The organism is Mucilaginibacter aquariorum, assembly GCF_024498135.1.
GTDB classification, from domain to species: Bacteria; Bacteroidota; Bacteroidia; order Sphingobacteriales; family Sphingobacteriaceae; genus Mucilaginibacter; species Mucilaginibacter aquariorum.
This window is the reverse complement of the sequence record NZ_JANHOH010000004.1, coordinates 242,915-265,188: the sequence shown is the minus strand read 5'-3', so window position 1 is coordinate 265,188 and position 22,274 is coordinate 242,915. Positions and strand designations below refer to the sequence as shown.

The 22,274-nt window shown below is 44.3% G+C and carries 13 protein-coding genes; all 13 read right to left on the bottom strand.

Annotated features, from left to right (window positions below):
- Positions 1 to 66: 66 nt before the first annotated feature.
- On the bottom strand, positions 67 to 729 hold the full coding sequence (locus tag NPE20_RS17670; protein WP_256540014.1) for an SGNH/GDSL hydrolase family protein: 663 nt from the start codon (positions 727 to 729) through the stop codon (positions 67 to 69).
- Between the two features lie 80 nt (positions 730 to 809).
- Positions 810 to 1,988 carry a DUF5005 domain-containing protein gene (locus NPE20_RS17665; RefSeq protein WP_256540013.1) on the bottom strand — a complete coding sequence of 393 codons (1,179 nt, stop codon included), beginning with the start codon at positions 1,986 to 1,988 and terminating at the stop codon, positions 810 to 812.
- Positions 1,989 to 2,012: 24 nt separating this feature from the next.
- A complete protein-coding gene (locus tag NPE20_RS17660) occupies positions 2,013 to 3,179 on the bottom strand; it encodes a prolipoprotein diacylglyceryl transferase (RefSeq protein ID WP_256540012.1) in 1,167 nt (388 codons plus the stop codon).
- Between the two features lie 93 nt (positions 3,180 to 3,272).
- Positions 3,273 to 6,395, bottom strand: coding sequence for a SusC/RagA family TonB-linked outer membrane protein (locus NPE20_RS17655; protein WP_256540011.1), 3,123 nt, complete (start codon positions 6,393 to 6,395; stop codon positions 3,273 to 3,275).
- Positions 6,396 to 6,434: 39 nt separating this feature from the next.
- On the bottom strand, positions 6,435 to 8,141 hold the full coding sequence (locus tag NPE20_RS17650) for a RagB/SusD family nutrient uptake outer membrane protein (RefSeq protein WP_256540010.1): 1,707 nt from the start codon (positions 8,139 to 8,141) through the stop codon (positions 6,435 to 6,437).
- A gap of 27 nt (positions 8,142 to 8,168) precedes the next feature.
- Positions 8,169 to 11,144, bottom strand: a complete 2,976-nt coding sequence (locus tag NPE20_RS17645; RefSeq protein WP_435529213.1) for a SusC/RagA family TonB-linked outer membrane protein — start codon at positions 11,142 to 11,144, stop codon at positions 8,169 to 8,171.
- Positions 11,145 to 11,358: 214 nt separating this feature from the next.
- Positions 11,359 to 12,360, bottom strand: coding sequence for a DUF4961 domain-containing protein (locus NPE20_RS17640; RefSeq protein ID WP_256540008.1), 1,002 nt, complete (start codon positions 12,358 to 12,360; stop codon positions 11,359 to 11,361).
- Between the two features lie 21 nt (positions 12,361 to 12,381).
- Positions 12,382 to 12,819 (bottom strand): DUF5004 domain-containing protein, encoded by a 438-nt coding sequence (locus NPE20_RS17635; protein WP_256540007.1) that lies wholly within the window; start codon positions 12,817 to 12,819, stop codon positions 12,382 to 12,384.
- Between the two features lie 17 nt (positions 12,820 to 12,836).
- The gene (locus NPE20_RS17630) at positions 12,837 to 14,588 is read right to left on the bottom strand and encodes a RagB/SusD family nutrient uptake outer membrane protein (RefSeq protein WP_256540006.1); all 1,752 of its coding nucleotides are present in this window, start codon (positions 14,586 to 14,588) and stop codon (positions 12,837 to 12,839) included.
- A 301-nt stretch (positions 14,589 to 14,889) separates the two neighbouring features.
- Positions 14,890 to 15,717, bottom strand: coding sequence for an alpha/beta hydrolase (locus tag NPE20_RS17625; RefSeq protein WP_256540005.1), 828 nt, complete (start codon positions 15,715 to 15,717; stop codon positions 14,890 to 14,892).
- Positions 15,718 to 15,731: 14 nt separating this feature from the next.
- On the bottom strand, positions 15,732 to 17,117 hold the full coding sequence (locus NPE20_RS17620; RefSeq protein WP_256540004.1) for an SGNH/GDSL hydrolase family protein: 1,386 nt from the start codon (positions 17,115 to 17,117) through the stop codon (positions 15,732 to 15,734).
- 16 nt (positions 17,118 to 17,133) lie between these two features.
- Positions 17,134 to 19,458 (bottom strand): GH92 family glycosyl hydrolase, encoded by a 2,325-nt coding sequence (locus NPE20_RS17615; RefSeq protein ID WP_256540003.1) that lies wholly within the window; start codon positions 19,456 to 19,458, stop codon positions 17,134 to 17,136.
- A gap of 237 nt (positions 19,459 to 19,695) precedes the next feature.
- Complete coding sequence (locus tag NPE20_RS17610) at positions 19,696 to 22,269, bottom strand: glycoside hydrolase family 38 C-terminal domain-containing protein (protein ID WP_256540002.1); 2,574 nt, start codon at positions 22,267 to 22,269, stop codon at positions 19,696 to 19,698.
- Positions 22,270 to 22,274 lie beyond the last annotated feature (5 nt).

Here is a 22,274-nt window from a genome sequence, read left to right as displayed (position 1 = left end):
TGACTTAAAAAAGGAGGCGCTCCCGCCTCCTTCCAACCAAGATATATAAACTAAACCGAATTTTTATTATTTAATAAGCGACTGGTAAAGCGCGTCGGCTACAAACTTATTGCCTGCAGCGTTCAAGTGTACCCCATCCACTGTAAGGATATTCTTATCCAGGTTCTGAGGGTTATTCTTTAATCCATACTCATGGAATAACTTCCTGAAATCTACCAATCCGCAATTGTTTTGCGTGGCAATATCACGGATGATCTGCGAGTATTTGTTCAGATCACCATCCAGTTCGTTGCTGTAGTCGGTTTTTTCGCCAACACTGGCGGGGGTACAAATGGTAACCTTGATCCCCTTAGCCTGGAATTTTTTGATCAATGCTGTATAAAACCTGCCAAACTTATCCCAATCGGTGCCGGTACCAAACAAGCGTTTGTGCCATACATCGTTTACCCCTACCCAAATCACCACCACGTCTGGATTTTTGGATAACACATCATCCTCGTACCGTAAGTACAGGTCGTAGATCTTGTTCCCGCCTATGCCTGCGCCGGCTACCTCATAATTCCCTGCCTTGTTGTTATCCTTCAGTTTTTGCTGAAATAAGGTAATATAACCGTCTGGGCGAACGCCATATTCCGTAATAGAATCGCCAAAAAAGACTATTTTTTCGGCCTTTTTGGTTTGAAAACTGCACATAAAAATAACTACGGCAAACATTATAAGTTTTTTCATTCCGGTTTGAATTGGTGGTTATGCTAAATTGATTTAGCTAAAATATATATTATTTTTATAGTTACAAATATAATTCACAATTAATGAAATTTAACCCGGATAAATCGCGGCCGGTACAAGTTGGGATGCGTTTGCAGATCCTTTATAAATTCAACAGAATTGATATTGTAGCTGATCAGCAACTCGCCTGGTTTAGATAAGGTAGGGTGTGCCTTGGCGTTATAAACAACAAAGGTTTTTTCCACCAGGTCGGGTTTGCAATCCCATAACTTTATTACCGGGCCAAACGGACCAACAGGGCTTGCTCCTATCCGCATACCCACCGTCGTACTCATACCACCCTGCTGAAAAACTAAAGCATACCTGCCATCCGGTAAAACAGAAAGACTAAGCTCGTTAGATACACCGGTGGTAACATCAGCAGCTTTGCTCATATCGCTCTCCCAGGCAGTTCCATTCCAGAACTTCCACTTTTTAAAGTTCTCGAAATCGGCCGGCAATACACGGGCTACCAACAGGCTCTTGACCATACCCCGAACGCCATACACATATATATAACCATCCGGCTTTGGCGCGCCGGCTGCTTTGGTATTAACAAAGATGCCGGCACCAAAAGAACCGATATCATTTTTGCCATCGGTTAAATAAAGAGGCGTATCCATCTGTTTAATTGTGGTGTATGGAGGGTTATCGCCCGGCGCTATTTTAATAAACGTATTACCTACTTCCCTAAAACCAAAAGCTCCGCTACTTACATTTCGCACCCGGTAGCCAAATATGTAGGTAGCGTTATTCGCCTGATTTACAAAACCATCACCCAGCCAATAGTAATCGGAAGAATCTGTTTTTGGGGTATTGGGAATAAAAACAGATTCGGCTTCTCCTTTTTTATCTTTATCCCAGTAAAACTCCATTTGCTTTGCATCGGGTTGGTTGCCGTTTAATATCGCTACCGTGTTATGGATCATTTTATAGCCCGGCATCATCGTATTATCACGGATCTCCCCGATCATGCTATCACTAAAAATAAAAAGGGTTTTGCTGTTTGGTTTGGAGTGCTTGCCTTCTACGCCATTTAGGGGTATGGTATAAATGCCGTCGCCGCCGAACCAGCCGTTGGTTCGGTTTAACAGGGCCGACCATTCGGGCGCTTCTTCTACTGTAAATTTAAGATCGGTAAGATTTACTGATTTAGTTTGGGCAATGCTTTGAGACAACACAGTGCAAATACACAGACAAACAAGCGTAAGCCTTTTCATGGGATCAATCAATTTAATATAGGTTTATGCAGACTGCCGGGCAGGCCTAAAGCGTTTGTAAGCAATAATAATCAATCCTACAATGCCGCCAAACAGCATAAGCCCGCCAATTAATTCTGCTTGTGTAAATGTAATACCTAAAAAGCTGTAATTAAAATTTATACGGATGTGTTCTATTAAAAAACGCTCGCCACCGTTAAGTATAAGGTAAATACAAAACATCAGTCCTGGTATTTTTATCTTTTTACGGAAAGCCCACATCAGCCCAAACATCCCTATACAAAGCACCAATTCATAAAAGGATGTTGGATACACGCCTTTCACCAGTTGGTTACAGTAATTACCATTGCAACCCGGTATAGGTATACCTGCATTTATAGCATTGTGCGGATATTTAAAACTCCACATCCAATTGGGTAACCAGCTAAGCCATTGCGGTTTGGCATGCTCATTAATAATCCCCCAGTCGCCATCGCCTGCTAAATGGCAGCCTACGCGACCAATACCATAAGCCAGCATCATGCCGGGCGAACCGATATCCGCCAGGTGCACCTGTTTCATTCCATGGCGGTAACCAATGTACAGGTAGGTAAGCGCGCCAAATATCAACCCGCCATAGTAAGCAAAACCGTTTGCCGAGAACAACACCCCTATAGGGTCATACCTAAACTGGCTGATATGTTCTACTGTATCAAATAACTTGGCACCAATAAACCCAAAAAAGCCAACGCTGAACACTATCAACCCCATTAGCTGGTATGGGTGCCGGGTTTCTTCAACCACCTTTGGTTTAGCCAATTGATAGCTCTTCCTATCCAGGTAAACCCACAGCGCGAACCCTATTCCAACAAGCAGGCCAAAAATAAGGTTACCGTGGGTGGAAAGAATGTACCCACGAGGATCTGCCGCGAAGCTTTTATAATTAAATACAGCTCCTAAACCCTTAAAGCCAAAGGCAAATCCTAATAGAAAATTTATTGCCAGGTCTAACACCGAAGCAGGCTTCCCTATAATAACTATCCGCTTAAAGGCATGGATCTTACCATTAGCCTCGTACCTTTTAAACTCCGACGTAAATACAATGTACGCCAGCAAAAACGATAAAGCCACAAAGAAACCAAAGGTTTGGATAGGGAACGAAAACCGGGCATGAAACAGGTATTCAAACAGATCGCCAAGTGTTGGAAACATATTGCTAATGTATAAAATGCCCGTTGAATGTCTTTTAAAAAAAGCAGGGATTAAGCGCTCTGCCTAATCCCTGCTTGTCTAAATTCAAATATCTTAAAATCCCAGCTGGATACCCAGGTTTATAACCCGCTGGTTGATATAGGCATCGCCTGCTGTATTGGTTGAGATCTCCGGATCCTGCTGATACTTGTTGTAGTTATCCCAGGTGAACAAGTTATAAGCGCTCATGTAAACCCTTGCATTGCTGATTTTAAACGGCAGCAGCTTGTTTGGTAATTGATAGCCTATGTCAATGGTTTTTAAACGGATATAGTAGGCGTTAACCAACCAATAATCACTAAAATAAGCGGTTGGGCTATTTATTGATGTAGAGTTAAAGCCTAACCTTGGGAAGTTTGCTGTTGCAGCTGTTTCGGGCGTCCATCTTTCCTGGTGTATGGGCTGAAACTGGCTTTGGAACGGCTCGATACCGGTACCAACCACAGCAAAACTATAATTGAATGAACCCTGTAGCAACACGCTTATACTAAAGCCCTTGTATACACCCTGCAAGGAAAGACCAAGTGTAGTGTTAGGCAGGTTTGGATTACCTATAGGCCCTTTATCAAATGCGTTGATCACGCCATCGCCGTTACGGTCTTCATAACGCAGATCGCCGGGCTGCACCGGGCTGCCATCATCTGGTAAAGCAATAGGGTTACCCTTATTAGTGCCATCAACACTATTGGCTTTATAAGTGGCAATAGCGGCAATATCAGCAGCAGTATAGTAACCCAGGAAGTGATAACCAAATTGCTGACCGATAGGACGACCAGTTTCTGCCAGCCGTGTGTAGACAGGTGCAGCCTCGTCTTTAAACAAGATCTTGTTTTTGGCATATGAAAAAACCAGCCCGGTATTATACTGAAATTTGCCAATATTGCCATGGTAGCTTATCTGACCGTCGAAACCCTGATTTCGGGTCTTACCAATATTAACAGCCGGCAAATCTACTCCCAATATCAGAGGCACACTACCTGGTTTAATCAGCTGCTTGTAACGTATATCGTGGAAATAATCAAACGTTACCGATATTTTATCGTTAAATAAGTTCATATCTAAACCTATATCCAATTTACGGGCACGTTCCCAAACTACATTAGGATTGCCCAGCGCGCCTTCATAAATTGTACCATAACCTTGCTGCGACTGGCCAAAACTGTAGCCCCCGCCCTGGTTGTAAACCTGATTATAGACATAACGGTTACCAGGCGCAGCATCCGAACCTACTAAACCATAGCTGGCCCTTAATTTGAAAAGGCTGAATATAGGCAGGGCCTTAGTGAAGAAATCTTCTTTCACCAAATTGTAACCCACGCTCACGGCGGGGAATATACCAAAGCGGTGGTCGGCAGCGAAACGATCGGTACCGTTATAGGCCACATTAAAGTCTATCAGGTATTTCTGTTTGTAATCATACCCCACCCTGCCAGAAAAACCTCTAAACTTTTGTGGTACGCCAACCAGGTCGCCTGATAATAAATTAGCGGCATACAAGGTGTTAGCTGTTTGATTAAATAGCATCAATCCCGAAAAATGATGAGTGCTGCCAAAAGTACGATCGTAGTTAAGGTATAATTGTAAGTTGTAATTATTTGAATTCATATCAGTATTACCGGTTAAGCCATAGTTTTGATAAACATATGTACCGCCGGGGCGAAGAGAATACTGATTGGTAACCGGGTCATAGTGATAGGAAGGGATACCCTCGTTAAAGATCTGCTTGGTGTACTGCTCTATACTGGAATAGGCGATACGACCTGTCAGCGATAAACCATCTGTTAATGCATCCAGCTTTTGAGTACCACCAAACAGGAAGTTAAAATCTGTTCTGCGCGAATGCTGATAACCACCTGTTGCCAGCCTTGCATTTAGTGTAGGCAAGTGATCTGGATTGAAGGATGAATAAGCATAACTATAGCTGCCATTAGGGTTTAAATATGGCGATGTAAACGGTGTTTGCTTTGTAAAATTATACACTTCGCCTACCGCGTTTTGATTGTACGGTTGGTTAAGATCTGAAAAGCGGGTGGTTACATCCAAACGCAGATCAAGGGTTTTGTTAACCCTTAGGTCCAGGTTGGAGCGGAAGTTGTACCTGCGGAAATAATAGTTAGTGTTCACTAAACTTTGCGGATCGGCAAAATCGCGAACCAAACCATTTTGGTTTAATGCGCCGCCGGATATAAAATATTTGAGCGCGTTAGTACCGCCCGCGATATCTAAATTGGCATTGGCCTGGTAACTTTGTTTTTCAAAGATCTTATCGTACCAATTTACATTGGGGTGGCCGTAAGGATCATCGTTATTTTTAAAATGATCAAGATCTGCCTGGGTGAAGGATGGCTGAAGCCCGTCGTTCGCTCTCGCTTCGTTTATTAGCAAAGCGGAGTTGTACGAATCCAGAAACTTTGGCGTTTTAGTGGGCTGCTGTATACCGGTCTCTACCCTTACATTAAACTTGGGTGCGCCGCTTTTACCGCGCCGGGTGGCTACCACTAACACACCGTTTGCGCCCTTAATACCGTAAATAGCAGTTGAAGAGGCATCCTTAAGGATAGAGATGCTTTCTATTTCGTTCACATTTATCTGCTGTAGCTGATCGTAACTGTACTCGATATCATCTACAATAATAAGCGGCTGATTACCTGCAGGGTTTAAAGAGCTTACCCCACGAATGTAAAAATCAGATGCATCCTTACCCGGCTGGCCCGATGCCTGCTGTGAAAAGAAGCCCGGCAACTTACCGGTAAGCGTGTTCTGTACATTAGCCGTTGGTACTGTACGGATATCACTTCCCGAAATTGAACTAACCGCGCCGGTGCTTGTAATACGTTTACGCGTGCCATATGCCACAACTGCTACTTCATCCAATCCGTTTGTACTGGTTTGAAGAATGATATCCAGGGTTTTATTATCGCTCACCTTTACTTCCTGGTTTACATAACCTATAAACCTTAGTATAATTATATTCGATTGCCCTTTTAAGGTAAGCGAGAACCGGCCATTCACATCAGATATGGCACCGTTGGTAGGGAACCCTTTTTCTACAACAGATACCCCCGGCAAAGCCCCCGCTATATCGCGTACCTTGCCGGTTACTGTTGTATTTTGAGCGTACAAAGCCACCGGTAGCAACGTAAATATTATTTGAAAGAAAAGTATTATTTTTCTCATAACTGCTTAATTAATTGGTTTAATTGATCTTTCTGGTAATTACCATCCGGGGTTTTGTTTCATATTAGGGTTCTTTTGTACCTCATCGTACGGAATAGGGTACAAGTACATTTTTGGCGCATCAAACTTGGTTGTAAGCACATTAATGGGGTTGTAATTAAGTGTGCTGCCTACCTTTGCTATGCTTACACCTGTGCGCTGCTGATTCATGGTGGTTTCGGCTAATTTCCATCGGCGGATATCCCAGTAGCGGCTTTCTTCAAAAGCCAGCTCAACGCGGCGTTCGTTCTGTATCACCGTACGCATCTGCTCTTTTGTCATCCCTGCTGTTAAACCGTAAAGGTTTCCCGCGCCTGCTTCGATGCCGGCACGTTTACGAATGCTTATTAAAGCGTTGTATACTTCTGTAGTTGGCCCCTCAGATTCGTTTAGGGCTTCGGCATAACCCAAAACAAGGTCGGCGTAACGCATGATCAACCAATCGGTACTGTGCGAGCTGTAAGCATTGGTATTCTCGAAATTGCCCATAAACTTGCGCATGTAATAACCGGTTTTAGTTTGCTGCAGCGAGCCGTTTGGTTTGCTTTGGCCACCTTCAAATGTTTGTATCTGGGTGTTTAACCACTGGGCGCCATTGTACATAATGGAATAAGTAAGCCTTGGGTCGCGGTTGTTATATGGGTTGTTACTATCGTAGCCGGATGCCGCATCGCCAATAGGCAATCCGTTTGCCATAGGGAAAGCATTCACCAACTCCTGTGTTGGGCTGGTTTGGCCTTTGCCTGTTGCAGCAGTAAAGCCCACGGGACCATTACTGGTTTCCACGTTAGTGTTGTTTCCGCCCTGGCGCATAAACAAAATTTCGGGGTTATTCTGCGTCAAAAACACCTCCTTAAAGTTTGGCAGCAGCGAATAGGTACCCAGGTCTATCACATCTTTCGCGGCGGCAGCGGCAGCGGCCCACCTGGTGGCATCAAAGTTGGTATAACCTGTTAAATTATTGGCAGCATCAATATTGCCGCCATTAAACAATGGGCTTGCAGCATACAACAGTACCCTTGCTTTTAATGCCATTGCCGAGCCTTTTGTTGGGCGGTGGCTGTCTGCATTTGGGTCGCTTATAGGATATACCAATAACGAATCTTTTATGGCGTCGCATTCGCTCACTATGTATTTTACGCAATCATCAAAAGAATTGCGTGGCAGTGATATATCATCAGAAATAGTGTAAACATGATTGCCCATTAACGGCACGCCGCCATAACGTTTTATTAGTTCGAAGTAAAACATCGCCCTTAAAAAGCGCGCCTCACTCTTCCATACGTATTTCATGGAATAGCCATTGTATTTGGCCAGCACAGGTACCACTTCTATATTATTTATAAACTCATTTGCCTGGCGGATGCCTGCATAATAGGTACCAAACAAATTTTCATCTGAAGGAATAGTATAGGAGTTGTAAGATGCGGTAGACAGAATGGTAGCAATGTTTGACGGTCCCGATGCTGAAGAAATGGCATCATCGCCAGCGGCGTCAAGGTAATCGCCGCCAACTCGGTTATGGCCATTCCTTAAAACCGAATATACGCCATACAGATATTTTTGCGCGTTTACTCCGGCAGAGTCCCTTGGATCAAAAATGTGGGTGATGTCCACCTTATCAACCGGTGTCTGCTCGTATTTTTTGCAGCCTGCAATTGCCACTATCAGTGCTATGGCTGCTATAATATTTTTGTGATTTTTCATGATCGTATTTTCTATAATGGCCAAAAATTAAAGCTTAACGGTAACACCCGCGTTTATTACCCGTTGGATAGGATATGCCCCGTTACTTACTTCCGGATCGATACCTTTGTAACCGTAAAGGGTTACCAGATTTTCGCCGTTCGCAAATAATCTCACACCCGATAATTTAAGTTTCTTTACCCATTGGAATGGTAGCTCGTAACCGATCTCTGCGTTCTTCAATCTTAAGTAATCGCCTGAGCGTACATACAGGGTTGAAAAGGCCGTGTTATTGGCATTGCCCAGTGATAAGCGTGGGAGTGTTGCCGTAGCGGCTGTTTCAGGCGTCCATCTGCCGGTTAGGTTATCGTAACCCTGGCCCGCATAGGTAAGGCCAAGGAAGCCTACGCCTGCAAAGCCGTTCACCATAGAGTTATCAAACAAGAACTGCCTGTTTTTAACTCCCTGGATAATCATGCTGAAACTAAAGCCTTTGTAGTTGAACCCTAGCGATGCACCGTAGAACAACAGCGGCCTTTGATTTCCGATGGCCGAAATGTCAAACTGGTTTATGATCCCGTCTTTGTTCAGATCCTGGTATTTTACATCGCCCGCTTGTGCTGTGTAGCCGGTTGTAGTTGCGCTGGTTGCGGCTTCCTGGGCATCTTTAAAGAAACCTAAAGCTGTATAGCCATAAATAGCGCCGGTTGACCTGCCCGTATGGCGCTGCCATGGATACGGCGTAGGTGTTTCATCGTTAAACACGTTTTTTGAATACTGCAGCGATGCATTACCCGATACGAAGTAATTAAAATTGTTGATATGGTTTTGGTAGGTTAAAGTAAGTTCCTCGCCCTGGTTAAGCACTACACCAATATTTTCAGCAGAGTATTGTGTACCCAGCAGTAAACTGTTACGGCCCCGTATCTGTAACAGGTCTTTATACCTGTCGCGGTAATAATCGGCGGTTATTGTAAGGTGATTGTTGAATAGGGCAATGTCTGTACCTATGTCAATTTTATCGGCTTTTTCCCAACTGATAAAAGGGTTGGCCAACTGATCTGCATATATACCCTGTACATCGCTACGGCTGGTACCCGTGCTGTACTGGTAGCCATTTGGTGAGCTATAGGTTTGAATGAAGTTGTAGTAGCCTACATTATCAACGTTGGCATTACCGGTGCGGCCGTAAGTGGCGCGCCACTTCCATGACGAGATCCAGCTGATATTATCTTTAATAAAATTTTCTTTGGCCATTTGCCAGCCTAAACCGCCCGCGTAAAACAGTCCAAACTGTTTACCCGGCGGATACCGGCTGTAGCCACTGCGGTTCACCGCGGCTTCTATAAAATATTTCTCGTCGTAATTATAACCTGCTTTAAAAGCCTCGTTGGTAGTTACACTTGTTAAATCGTAGTTAAGGTTTACCGAACGGGTATCATATAACATCATACCTGTAACGTTATGCTTGCCAAATTGCCTGTCGTAATTAAGCGATAACTGTGCGTACGAATAGCGCGCCGTTGATACACTGTTAAAATTGTTTACCTGCGACCTGGATGCACCTACTCCCGCATAAGTGCTATCAGGCTTCATCAGAAAAGTATTGTTTTGCAACGACCTGTCGAGCACCCCCTGCGATGATAGCGCCATGTTACCTTTGGCCTTACCCGAAAGGCCTTTGGTAATGCTGCTCATATCATAGGTAAGATCTAAATTGGCCAGCACATCGTTACTGTTGGTGCGCTGGTAACCCGAATATTGCGCCTGCGATAAAAGGTTGTTGGTAAACATGGTGGTACCACCAAAAGAGCCATCGGGATTTGTGGCCGGATAGGCATTGTTTGGTGTTGAATATAAACCACCGAGGATGTTACCATAACCTGCACCTGGCTGTGTACCCGACTGGATACGGCCAAACATCTGCAGATCTACCACAAATTTCTTGGTAACATTAACCATCAGATCCGAATTGATAATGTAGCGGCTAAGGTTATTGTTAGTATTGTACGGCACCGATGATGCCGTTTTAAACATCCCATCCTGGTTCAGGTAATTTAACGATACGCTGTAACGGGCAATTTCTGAACCGCCGTTTACATTAAGCTTGTAGCTTTTCATCGGCGAGTTCTTGCGCAGGAGAGTATTGTACCAGTTAACGTCAGGGTGGCCTGTGGGATCGGTATGGTTACGATACGCATTAAAATCTGCACTGCTGTAAATAGGCGGCTTGCCATCGTTTTGCAAAGCCTCGTTGTATAGGTAAGCGTATTGGTAGGCCGGCAGCGGGGTTGGTAGGCCCAACGGTGTTTGTACACCGCTTTGCGCGGTAAATGATATGCGTGGCGGGCCCGCCTTTGCACGTTTTGTAGTGATAAGCAAAACACCCCTTGAGCTGTTTATACCTAATAATATATTAGAAAGCCCGTCCTTTAAAACGGATACCGATTCGATACTTTCCGGATCCAGCGAAGCTATTTCGCGTTGTACACCATCAATAATGGTTATTGGCGCCTGGCCGCGCAAGGATATATTAAACTCGGTATTATCATTAGGCGAATAGTTATTGTGCGCTACAACGTTGCCTATGAAATCGCTATGCGTTTGCGGTGTAACTTGCGGTGTTGCAAAGCCGCTGTATTGCTGCGTATATAAGCCTGCTAGCTGGCCCGGCAAAGCATAGGTATAAAGCGTTGCTGGTGTAGTGGTAAGCTGGTTAGTATAAATTGTTGATATGGCACCCAGATTTTTGCTTGCATCTGCCGTACCATAAAGCACATCAATTTTAGCCGGTTTTTTAATATAAGTATCAATCAGCCTAACTGTTATCTCTTTGCTATCCTTAACAGTTGCCTGGTACACATTATAGTTTGGATATTTAAATACCAGGACAGTATTGTTAGCGGCGCTTATTTCAAAACGGCCGTTACCATCGGTACTCACCGTATCTGTTTTACCCTTAACGGTTACCTTTACACCCTTTAAAGGCTTACCGTATTCATCGAGCACAACCCCACCGGCCATGCCGGGGCGGGCACTAACTCTTGCGGTGGTATCCTGCTGCATGGCGCGGCCGGTTGTACCCAGCGCCAGCATCAGTATCACCAAAGCTGTAAAGTATTTATTTAAGTAGCATTTAGCCATTGTATAAAGTTTAAATTGTTGGCAAAAAATAAAATATCGTTTTAGCAAGGCGTAAATTGTTTTTTGTATACGCCCGGTTATATAAAAAGCTGAATTATCCGCACTTAAACGTGTACACGAATGGCTCCAGGGTGTTTCCATAACCCACCTTGGTTGTACCTGCTTTATTGGTTATGAAGTACTCCATCCTGGTGATGGTTTGCGTATCGGTTGTATTGAAAAATGCTTTAGGCCAAAAAGTTATCTGGAACCTTTTACTGGTTGACGATGTTTGCACCATACGCGTTTTATCGGTTTGTTCGCATACCGTTATGGTTTTACCATCGCTTGTATAAGCGGTTGCGCACAGGTATAGTTCGGTTTCGTTGCTAAGCGGGGTTGCTGTTACGGTACCATCAAATGTGAGCGTAACAAAATCATTATCCAACGATTTTGGCGGATCTACAATGGTAAGCTGAGGGTTACAAAAATCCACTATATCGCCCGCACCACCGGTAACTTCAAAACATGGTGTTATTACCTTGCTGTAATAGGTACCATTACCATCACTGGTAAAACCATTGCCGCTATCGGTAATTACATAGCCCAACTTTACAAGCGTATTGTTATTATCAGCGCCAACTTTTATGTTGATTGATATATCGCCGCTAAAGGTATTGCCGTTGTGGGTGTAAGCCTTCTCTGACTGGTAGGCAACCCATTCCATATCATCAATAAGGTTACCACCGTTACCAAATGTTTTTTTCATATACGCCGGCCAGGTTAATCCCCCGCCATTTTTTGGCAGTGTAGCATCAGTTAAAAGCGTCATGTTGCCGCCGCCCAGTGCAGGGCTGTTATAAGTAACCTTGGTATTTTGCGCGGCTTTCCATCCCTTAGGTACTAAAAAACCAAATATGAGGTAATCCGGGCCGCCGTTACCGGCAGTGGGGATATTAATATGCACTGTAATGGGTATGGTTGACCCTACCGTTGCGGTTGACGGTTGGTCTACGCCGGTAATTTCTTCACCGCAGCAGGCCAGCACTATGCCCAATATAAGGCAGGCACATGCCCTCCATAAATTTTTACCTTTTATATGTAAATGTGATCTCATAATCTGTTTTTGGTGTTTACCTTAATTAACTCTTTGCAGTACGTATACGTAAGCATTGTTTGTGCAGCCCGGACTAAAGGTGAGGCTCAGTTGTCTTTTCCCGTTCACAATAGGGTAGGTAAATGCCGTTGAAACCGGCGTACCCCCCGCTGCTGTAAATGTTATTTTATATGGATACAGCGGATCATCCAACGAAAAGGCGCCATCCTGGGTTACTATAAAAGGCAGCTTGTTCATCAGCTTGTAACCTACGCCGTCAAAGTTTATCCTAAACTGGCTCAGATCTACCAGCGCAGTTAAATCGGTACCGTTACGGGTTGCTTTTATTACCTGCCAGCTTCCGCTGATATCTTTTAATGCTTCCTGTTTTGGCAATACCTTTTCTGTTTTGCATGCTGCAGCCATTAGCACTACCAGCATTAGCAACAGCATACCTTTTATGTTATAATTCTTTTTCATGCAATTATTTTATGATATTAATAACCGGGGTTTTGGATCAGCTCGGGTGATTTAGCCACCTCGCTTTGCGGCAACGGCCACAGGTACATCGCCTTGCGGAAATTGCGCTTACGTACGTCAAAAACTTTATAGGTAACAGCGTTACCGTTGCGGTTAATTTCCAGTCCTTTGGTTTGTATATTATCGGTTTGTTCGGCTATTTTCCAGCGGCGTACATCCCAAAAGCGGTGCTCTTCAAAGGCCAGTTCAATACGGCGTTCGTTTTGTATAGCTAAACGCATCTCTGTCTGGTTAAGCCCGGCCGGCAATTGATACGGCACCAGGCCGGCCCTTTCCCTTATTTTTGAAACTGCATCATAAACAAGTTGGGTTGGTCCGTCTACTTCATTTGCAGCCTCTGCATAATTAAGCAGGATCTCGGCATAACGGATCAAAGGCAGCACCCTATCTGTACGATGGGTGAAATCTTGCGATACCGCGTTAGGCGAAAGCATTTTATTGGTATAATAACCGGTAGATGTACCTATATGCACAGCATCAGGCCCGGTAGCTACCCCTTTGTAAGTGCCCTGGTAAATATTAACCGGCGAAAAGCCAGGCACCAGCCTGTTTTGCAAAAGTGTTTGATCACGGATAACCGTAAAATCTAAACGCGGGTCACGGCCTGCAAAAGGGTCTTGCGCATTATAGCCTGATGTTGGATCGGTAATAGGCTTGCCATTTTTCATCGGGAAGGCATCAACCAAACCCTGTAAAGGGAATGCGCCATTCTTGCCGGTCCGCGATGGCGGTTGAAACAATTCTTCCAGATCTACATTCCCGGTAGGGCGCATCAGCTGGAATATATATTCGGTATTATACCGCAGGGTAAAAAGGTTTTGAAAACCAATACCCGGGGTAGCGTTATCTATATTTAAATGATAGGCTCCCAGGCTAATTACAGCTTCTGCAGCTTCCTGCGCCAATTTCCATCTATCTTTATTGAAGGTGGGATATCCTAACACCGCATCATTTCTTGAGCCTGTAAGCGATTGGCCGTTAAACAATGGACTTGCAGCGTATAACAATACACGCGATTTAAGTGCAAGGCAAGCCCCTTTTGATGCCCTGCCATAGCTTACGCCGGTTTGTGTGGTAGGCAGATCAAGCGCGGCCGCATCACATTCAGATACAATATAATTTACACATTCTTCGTAAGTATTGCGGCTTGCGGGAATCTTATCGGTATAGGTATAAATACTATCTCCCAATAAATGCACGCCACCATAATGCTTAAGCAGGATAGCATAGTACCAGGCCCGTAAAAAGCGCGCCTCGGCCTTCATCTGTGTTTTTGCAAAATTGTTAATAGGTACTCTCGGCAGGTTTTTCAGCAGCTGATTAACCGATCTGATATTTGTATAAGATTTTTTATAAGCATCATCGGTAACAACCGCGGCGTTAATAGTACCGGTTTCCCAAGCCAACGCAGTAGAGCCACCAGAATTATAAACTTCAGCCTCATCTGATGAAGCATCCAGCCCTCCGTTAGGTGTTTGGTTAAGGGGACTTGGCCCATAAGTGAACCGTTTTGCTGAAGCGCTAAAACCCACATTTTCATAAATGCCGGCCAAAAAGCTTACCGTATTTGCACTATCCTTAAAAACAGTTTCTTCTGTAAGGTTAGAGGTACTGGTTTGACTCAGGAAGCCTTCCTTTTGGCATGATGCCAAAAACAAAAGCGCCAGAAAGAGGGTATAAGCAACTGACTGAAAGTAAATTTTTTTCATACTATAGGGTTATAATAATAAAAGCGGTTAAGCCTCAGCATTTTATATATCAGGTATCAAAAAATCGTTTTAGCAACTTATAAAAAGATGCCGCATTGATACGCTCTGTTAAAATTAAATAAATGGTTTATAATTATTGGTCTGTAATTATGTGCTAATATAAGTTGTAAAAACGATTTAGCAAAGTTTTTTTAACATTTTTTTCCTTTTAATAAATTTGAGATTTACAATCCCAATTATTTAGCATTTTAATAAGTTTTAAAGCGGAAACAAACAATGTTTTCAAAAGAATTTACCTGTCTTACTTTTCGCTATTAAAGTACCTGCTAAAAAACAACGCCTGATAGTTTACGGAGTTACCCCAATACTCCCAGGAGTGGCCCCCCGGCCGTACAGTGTAATCATGCGGGATCTTCCGTTCTATTAGCTTTTCATGCAGTTCCTGGTTGCCGCTGTACATGCCATCATCATACCCACAATCAAATGTTAAGGCCAGTGCATTAGGTTTTAATAAGTAAACTAGGCTCACCACACAGTGCTGCTCCCACACTTCGGGGCGTTCGCTATACTTACCTAATACCTGCTCTATACCATAACTATCGGCAAATTGGCGTATATCTACCACGCCGCTCATGCTCCCTGCTGCCCCAAAAATATCCTGATGTTTAAATGCCAGGAATAAGGCACCGTGGCCGCCCATGCTCAGACCGGTAATAGCCCTTCCCTTTCGGTTGGTAATAGTCGAGTAATGTTTATCAATATAACTCACCAATTCGTTGGCCACATAGGTTTCATACATCCATTCCTTATTCATAGGGCTATCAAAGTACCAACCGGCAAAGTTGCCATCGGGGCAAACAATAAGCATATGATAAGTATCGGCCAGTTTTGAAACGGCCGGCACCTTCTTTATCCAGTCGCTATAATTGCCGCTAAACCCATGAAGCAGATACAATACAGGGTATTTCTTGGCTGCTGAATAATTTGCAGGTTTAATAACTACTGCTTTTATATCCTTGTTCATGGCGGCGCTATATGTAAGTGCCGTATCAACTGTAGCCGCGTTTGCTTTCAGCCAAAATGAAGTGGCACAAATAAGGAAAAGGGTGATGATCTTTTTAGTATTCATATTAAGAAGTGGCATTATTTTGAGGCGATGATCTGGATGTGATGGGTTTTAGGTTTATTAATGGCGTAGATCTGGTCTGTTAACACATTCATTTCTTTTTGCCATGCATCGCGAACGCTTTTGTAGCGGGCGCGGGTGTAATTGTCTTTATTGCCGTTTACAAAAATATTTTTTACAGCATATTTTTTAACGGTATCCATAGCGGCGTTGCTGTCGTTATACAGCAGGCCTTTTTCCTTCAGGAAATCGTACTCCATCCAAATGTACATACGCAGGCGGCGCTCAATATCCCATCGCTCTTCATTTAGCTCGCGGATCTGGATAGCCTGTTGATACTGCGGCGTTATACTTATTTCGGCCATGTTAATGCCGTTGGCAAATTCAGATGCTGCCCAGCTACCCATGCGTTCCCCATCTATCAGCAAATCGTACCTGCCTTCCTTCAGGTTTTTTACGGTCAACATCTCCCTGTTAAATTCATCATTAAAAGGCACCACCTTTAAAGCGTCCGATTGCTTTTTGTTATTGCCCCAACCACGTGGAATGGTATCCAGCGGGTATGGCAACGACTTAGCCAAATAGTTAAATGATAACGATTTAGCAGTTGCCGATAAATTTAGGACCGAGCAATTAACCGCTTTAGAAAGCTTTTTATCGGCCGCGTTGATGCTGATATCTGCCACCGAATTATTGCTTAACCCCTGTGCTTTAAGGAACAAGTAGGCCATTACCAGATGCCCGTTGTTATCCGGGTGAATGCGATCGTTTGGTGTTAGGCTAAAAGTGCTGTCTTTAAGCTGCTCACGTTTGTTGATCGCATCCATCGGGTGGTAAAAATCTACAAAACCCCAGTTATTTTTTTTGGCTGATTGCTCCTGATGATCTATCACCTTTGCAAGCGCATCGCTTTTATGCGGGTATACATTTTTCTTGGTGAATTTACTTGTTTCATCATACGGAGAGCCGCCTATCAATATGGTGCGGATATCCGGCCGTTTTTTCAGCTTATCTTCTAATTTTGCATAGGTTGCATAGCTACCTACCAACCGCTTATCAATAAAATCCTGCGCATCATTGCGATACCATTCAATGTAACCGGTATCATTCATGCCCCAGGTCAGCGTTAAAACGTTTGGCTTTTTGGCAAGTACATCATCATCAAAACGGGTGGCTATCTGTCCTATGTCATCACCGCCAATTCCTGCATTATAACAGGTAATACGGCGGTTAGGGAAATGCGTCATATAATAAAGCCATATGTACGAATGATAGTGGCCGCCATCGGTAATACTGTTGCCTACAAAAGCCACCCTGTCGCCTGCCTTAAATGGCGCCACTTTTTGAGCGCTAACCCCTGCACTTAAACCAATACCAATTAGTAATGAATAGAATTTCTTCATGTATGTATCTTATATCTCAATTTATTCCCCAGTTTTTATTTGGCTCGGCGCCCATTGTAAGTTCCAGCATGCCGCCCGCTGCTATATCTTTATAATCGAGGTAACATTTACTGTATGCCTTGCCGTTTAGCCTAGCACTTTGGATGTAAACATTTTTGGCCGAATTGCCCTTAGCTACAATGGTAAAGGCTTTGCCCTTTGCGTATTTAGGGTCGAGCTTTAAGGTTACTTTGTCAAACACGGGGCTGGTGATCTCCTGTCGGGTATCGCCGGGACAAACGGGATGCAAACCGGTAGCAGCTAACACATACCAGGCCGACATCTGACCAACATCTTCGTTACCAACCAAGCCTTCAACCGAATTTTTATATGCCCTGCGACAGATCTCGCGGGTCCATTTTTGAGTAAGCCACGGCTCGCATAAGCGGTTGTACAGGAACGGCACATGATGCACGGGCTCATTGGCGTGGTTATAATAATCGTTCCACATCATATTATCCGGTGTTTTGGCGAAAAGATTGTTGAGATCGGCAATTACTTTTTCTTTGCCACCCATCAATTGCACCATGCCATCCACATCCTGCGGAACAAACCAGCCCTGTTGGTAAGGGTTAGTTTCGAAGGTACCATACCATTGCGTCATCCTTCCCGAATCGGGCCAGGCAACCCATTTGCCACTCTCATCTTTGGGACGAAACCAACCCTTCTCCTGATCAAAAATATTTTTGTACGACAGGCTGCGGGCGGCATACTTTTGCTCATCTGCAGGGTGTTTTAACCAGCCTGCCAGTTGCGCAACGCACCACTCATTATAGGCATACTCCAACGTTTGAGCAATACCTATTGAGCCGGGCGCATACCCTTTCTCACCGTTACCAAATTTTTCTACAGACCCTACCGACAGTGCGTAAGCCTTATTAACATCATAGTTGCGGATGCCCTTGGCGTAAGCATCGGCCAAAACGGAGGTCATGGGATTACCTAACATGCAGCCGCTGTAGGCGTTGAGCAGTTCCCAGCGTTCAAAGTAATTCTTCTGTTTTTGATCGGCTAATGTTACCATTGAATTCACCAAGTCATTAACTAACGAGGGATTAATAATAGTTTGCAAAGGCATTTGGCTGCGGAAAACATCCCAGCCACTAAAAATCGTACGCTTGTTGAAAGCCGAGCTTTGGCGCGCCTTACCATCACCACCAGGATATTTGCCATCCACATCGCTGATGATGCGCGGATCGATCATGGTATGATAAAGCGCGGTGTAAAAAACTTTCTTCTGATCTGTAGTGCCGCCGTGGATACTTACTTTAGATAAAGCTTTATCCCAAAGGGCAACCGCACGCTGGTGAGCAACATCAAAATCCCAATCCTTAATCTCGGCAAGCAGGTTATTTTTTGCTCCCGCGATGCTTACGAATGATACGCCCGATTTCATTAGCACCTGCTCATTTGCTTTGGTGGCAAACTGGGTATAAAAGCCCAGGTGTTTCCCTTGTTTCTCTTTAACACCGGGCAAAACAGCTGCGTTAGCCACCTTTTCCTGATATTTATCGCTTCCAACTTCTTCGCGTTTGCGTACCCAGCCATCAGGGATATCAGCGCTCCAAACGCCATAATCTTTTAGCGGTTTATTAAATTTAGTGTAGAAATAAACGGTGTAATCGGCATGGCCATCGCCGTTGCCCCAGCCGCCGCCATTGGGTGTGCATTTCATCCAGCCTTCAATAGTATAAGCATCAACCACTTTTACGTATTGCAGGGTGGAGGTGCCACCAACCCGGCGGGCCAAGTCTATCTGAATGCGTGATAATTTATTTTGCGGGAAGGTAAAGCGCAGCATGCCGCAGTGCGGGGCGGCGGTCATTTCTGCTTTAATATTGTAATCGGTTAACAAGGTGCTATAGTAGCCCGCTGATGCCTTTTCGCTCGGCTTAGAATAAAGCGAGCGGTAGCCTCCTTCGGGATGAGCGATGGTACCGGCTTTTGTTTTAAGCTTGCCGGTAGTTGGCATCACCAAAAAATTACCCAGGTCGCCGTACCAGCCAATGCCGCTCATTTGGGTAAAGGCAAAACCTTCAATACTGGTTTGTTCATAGCTATAACCGGAGCCGTTGTCGCCACCGGTAATGGTATTGGGGCTAACCTGCACCATACCATAAGGCGTGGTTGCTCCCGGGAAGGTTTTGCCCAGGCCGTGATAAACACCCGCATCGGCGGTGCTGGTACTGGCGCCAATAAAGGGATTAACATACGAAGCCAGATTTTGCGCGCACAATATTTGCGCTGTGGCAAAACTGAACACAACGGTAGCTACAAGGTATTTTTTAATATAGTATAACATTGTTACGAGCAATAATTTGTTCACCGAGCATTAGCATACAGCATCAAATTGACAATGGTGCCTATTCCTCCATCATATTATATATATGATTTAGATAATCCGGGTGCTGATTTATTAATTGGTATTAATACGCCCAAATTATATAAGAAAAAACGATTTAGCAAATTTTAACAAAAATATTTTTCAAGTACGCTTTGATGCCTCAATCTATCTGGTGCTACGATGGCAAGATGCATTTTAAATCCCCTTCGCATTAACCAATCTCATAGTACGGATACCAAATTTTGGCATAGCAATACTGGTTGCCAACCCACCGCTTTTTAGTTTAGCTAAGGGCAGCGTTTGCCCTGCCTTGCCATCCAGTTCGGATAAAACAACTTTATCGGCACTGCAATTAAATATAACTTTGCTTTTAATACCAGCCCCCGTGTTAAATATACGTACCAGCATATCATTGCCATCAAAATTAACTGCAGATACCTCGTATCCGGCAGGTACTTTAACAAGCGAATTACCCGATAATTTAGGTCGCATTGTAGTAGCTGATACTATCAAAGGTTCGTTCCAGTTGTTGCTTTGCTGTTGGATACCTGCCTTATCCCATTTGCCGGCGTGCGGAACCAGCGCATAGTTTATGGTAGTAGGGCCTGTTATTTTATGATCCCTTCCCCATAAGCCCATACCCGAGTATTGAATATCCAGTCCCAAAGGGAAATCCTTTCCGTGGGCGTAATTAGTAGTATGATCAGTAAAAACGGCCATCCCATATTGGTTATCTTTATCGGTAACATCCACCCAGTTTAAGATCACATTGTTTTTAATGCTGTCCCATCGGGTGAAAAAAGTATTGTCCAGTTTGCTTTCGGTAACATCAAAAGGAGCGTTCTTATAAACTTTCTGCTGCGCCAAATTCAGCGGGAAATAAGCCAATAGTTTATTCCTATCATCATAAAAAGCCTTCTCGGGGTTATCCAGCTTGTAAGTGTTTGGTAGGGTAGCCTTGCCGATACCGGGGTTGCCCTTCCAGTTTATATTTACCAGAAGATCGATACGCGGTTGCCCCTGTGCAAGAGTGAGCGTTTGGGTGTAGTCGCTGCCGTTGATGGTGCCTTTTATAGCCAGTTTAATTTGCAGCGGGCCATTCTCTAATATCTCAATTCTGGCCGGTTTATCAGCGGTAGACTTAAAGCCGCCATCATTATAAAAGTTGCCTCGAAGCTCGTTAAAGGCCCGGGCGTTGGTTTGATCTACAAATTGTTTATTATCTAAATTTTTGGCAATGATGCTTTTAATAACCCCACCATGTGCCGGGTCGATAATGATCTTATACAGGTCTGTTTCCAGCAAGTACTTACCATCCGCCAAAACAGATACAGCAGCCCCTTTTATTGCTGAGGGTCGATCAGCTTTTAATTGATAAACCGAATACCCCATTGATTGAACTTGCGCCCGGAACAGCAACTTAGTTTTATCGCTGTTTAATTGCGCAGGTACTTGCACACCTTTAACATTCAAAACCACGAACTGCGCCATATTAGCGCCGGCCGGGATTTCAACAGATATCGTTTCGTTGCGGTCGGCCCCGGTAGTGTTATAAACGGTAATATAATTGCCGGTGCTGTTGGCCTTATTTATAGCGGTCTGCGCTTTAGTAATAATACTATCGCAAATGGCATCGGTATTGGCAGTCCACTTGTTCACTTTATCTGCCCAGGTATCGCCATTTTTACCATTGTAGGGTACTATCCAGCAATCGTGATGTTGTGACAGAAGCAAGGTACGCCAGGCGGAATCTAGCTGGGTCTGAGGCCACTTACCCCCGGAATAGATCCTGGCCATGGCAGCTATTTTTTCGGCTATTATTAGTTTGTTCTCTGAAACACGCACGTGCTGGGCTATTTGCTGCATTACCTGCGAACCCCAAACCAGGCTCACTAACATATCTTCCTGCGATACCTTCCAATCTTGCCGGGCATCATTTTTGGCGATGTTACCAAAATAATTGCGCCAGGTGGTGTAAACGCTTGTTAAGCCATTCTTTACTCCGCTGCCTATAAAAGGCCCGTTTTTCCAACCGGCATCCTGCAGGGTCATACCCACCGGATGCGGCATACCTGCAGCAAAAGCAGCATTAATATATTCCGGAGAGTTATTCCAGGCAATGGTTTGCCAGGTAGATCTTGGAGCAAATTTTTCCCCTTCGTAACGTGACGAAGTAATGATCGCCGTGCCATCCGGCCCAATCCAGTTCACCAATTCGCCAGCATGGCCGCGGGTATAACCGCCCCAGCAGGTGTTGGGGTTTTTAAGCGATGCATACTTAAAGCCAAATGATTTAAGTATTTGCGGCAGTGCGCTTGTAAAGCAAGGTTCCTCGGAAGAATAGCTGGTAAAAATGGCTTCAGGGAAGTGCGTGCGAACCATTTTCATACCATACCTAAACTGCCGGATAATGCTTTCGCCCGAGATGTTATAATTATAGCTCTGGGCATATGCCGGGTTTACATATTCTATGCGGCCATTAAGCGATTGATCTGCAAACAGTGCCTTAAAATCAGCGTAGGCAGCCGGATCTACAGCCTTTGCCCTTGCCCAGGTTTCGGGTTCCAGCTCTATATTGATCTTCCAATTTGGGTTTTTCTTTAACATATCCGCCATAAAGCGGGTATTCCAATCCGGGTAATGCCCCCAAATGCCCCCGTGATAACCATCTATATAATAAGCGGTTTGGGCAGAGGCGTGCTGGCAATAAGAAACCGCAACGGTAAGCATTAAGGCATTAAAAAGCCTTTTGTATAATTTAAAATTCATCAGAA

What these genes read in the sequence shown, in the direction of transcription:
- NPE20_RS17670 (WP_256540014.1), bottom strand. Translation starts at nt 729, where the DNA reads ATGAAAAAACTTATAATGTTTGCCGTAGTTATTTTTATGTGCAGTTTT.
- NPE20_RS17665 (WP_256540013.1), bottom strand. Translation starts at nt 1,988, where the DNA reads ATGAAAAGGCTTACGCTTGTTTGTCTGTGTATTTGCACTGTGTTGTCT.
- NPE20_RS17660 (WP_256540012.1), bottom strand. Translation starts at nt 3,179, where the DNA reads ATGTTTCCAACACTTGGCGATCTGTTTGAATACCTGTTTCATGCCCGG.
- NPE20_RS17655 (WP_256540011.1), bottom strand. Translation starts at nt 6,395, where the DNA reads ATGAGAAAAATAATACTTTTCTTTCAAATAATATTTACGTTGCTACCG.
- NPE20_RS17650 (WP_256540010.1), bottom strand. Translation starts at nt 8,141, where the DNA reads ATGAAAAATCACAAAAATATTATAGCAGCCATAGCACTGATAGTGGCA.
- NPE20_RS17645 (WP_435529213.1), bottom strand. Translation starts at nt 11,144, where the DNA reads ATGGCCGGTGGGGTTGTGCTCGATGAATACGGTAAGCCTTTAAAGGGT.
- NPE20_RS17640 (WP_256540008.1), bottom strand. Translation starts at nt 12,360, where the DNA reads ATGAGATCACATTTACATATAAAAGGTAAAAATTTATGGAGGGCATGT.
- NPE20_RS17635 (WP_256540007.1), bottom strand. Translation starts at nt 12,819, where the DNA reads ATGAAAAAGAATTATAACATAAAAGGTATGCTGTTGCTAATGCTGGTA.
- NPE20_RS17630 (WP_256540006.1), bottom strand. Translation starts at nt 14,588, where the DNA reads ATGAAAAAAATTTACTTTCAGTCAGTTGCTTATACCCTCTTTCTGGCG.
- NPE20_RS17625 (WP_256540005.1), bottom strand. Translation starts at nt 15,717, where the DNA reads ATGAATACTAAAAAGATCATCACCCTTTTCCTTATTTGTGCCACTTCA.
- NPE20_RS17620 (WP_256540004.1), bottom strand. Translation starts at nt 17,117, where the DNA reads ATGAAGAAATTCTATTCATTACTAATTGGTATTGGTTTAAGTGCAGGG.
- NPE20_RS17615 (WP_256540003.1), bottom strand. Translation starts at nt 19,458, where the DNA reads ATGTTATACTATATTAAAAAATACCTTGTAGCTACCGTTGTGTTCAGT.
- NPE20_RS17610 (WP_256540002.1), bottom strand. Translation starts at nt 22,269, where the DNA reads ATGAATTTTAAATTATACAAAAGGCTTTTTAATGCCTTAATGCTTACC.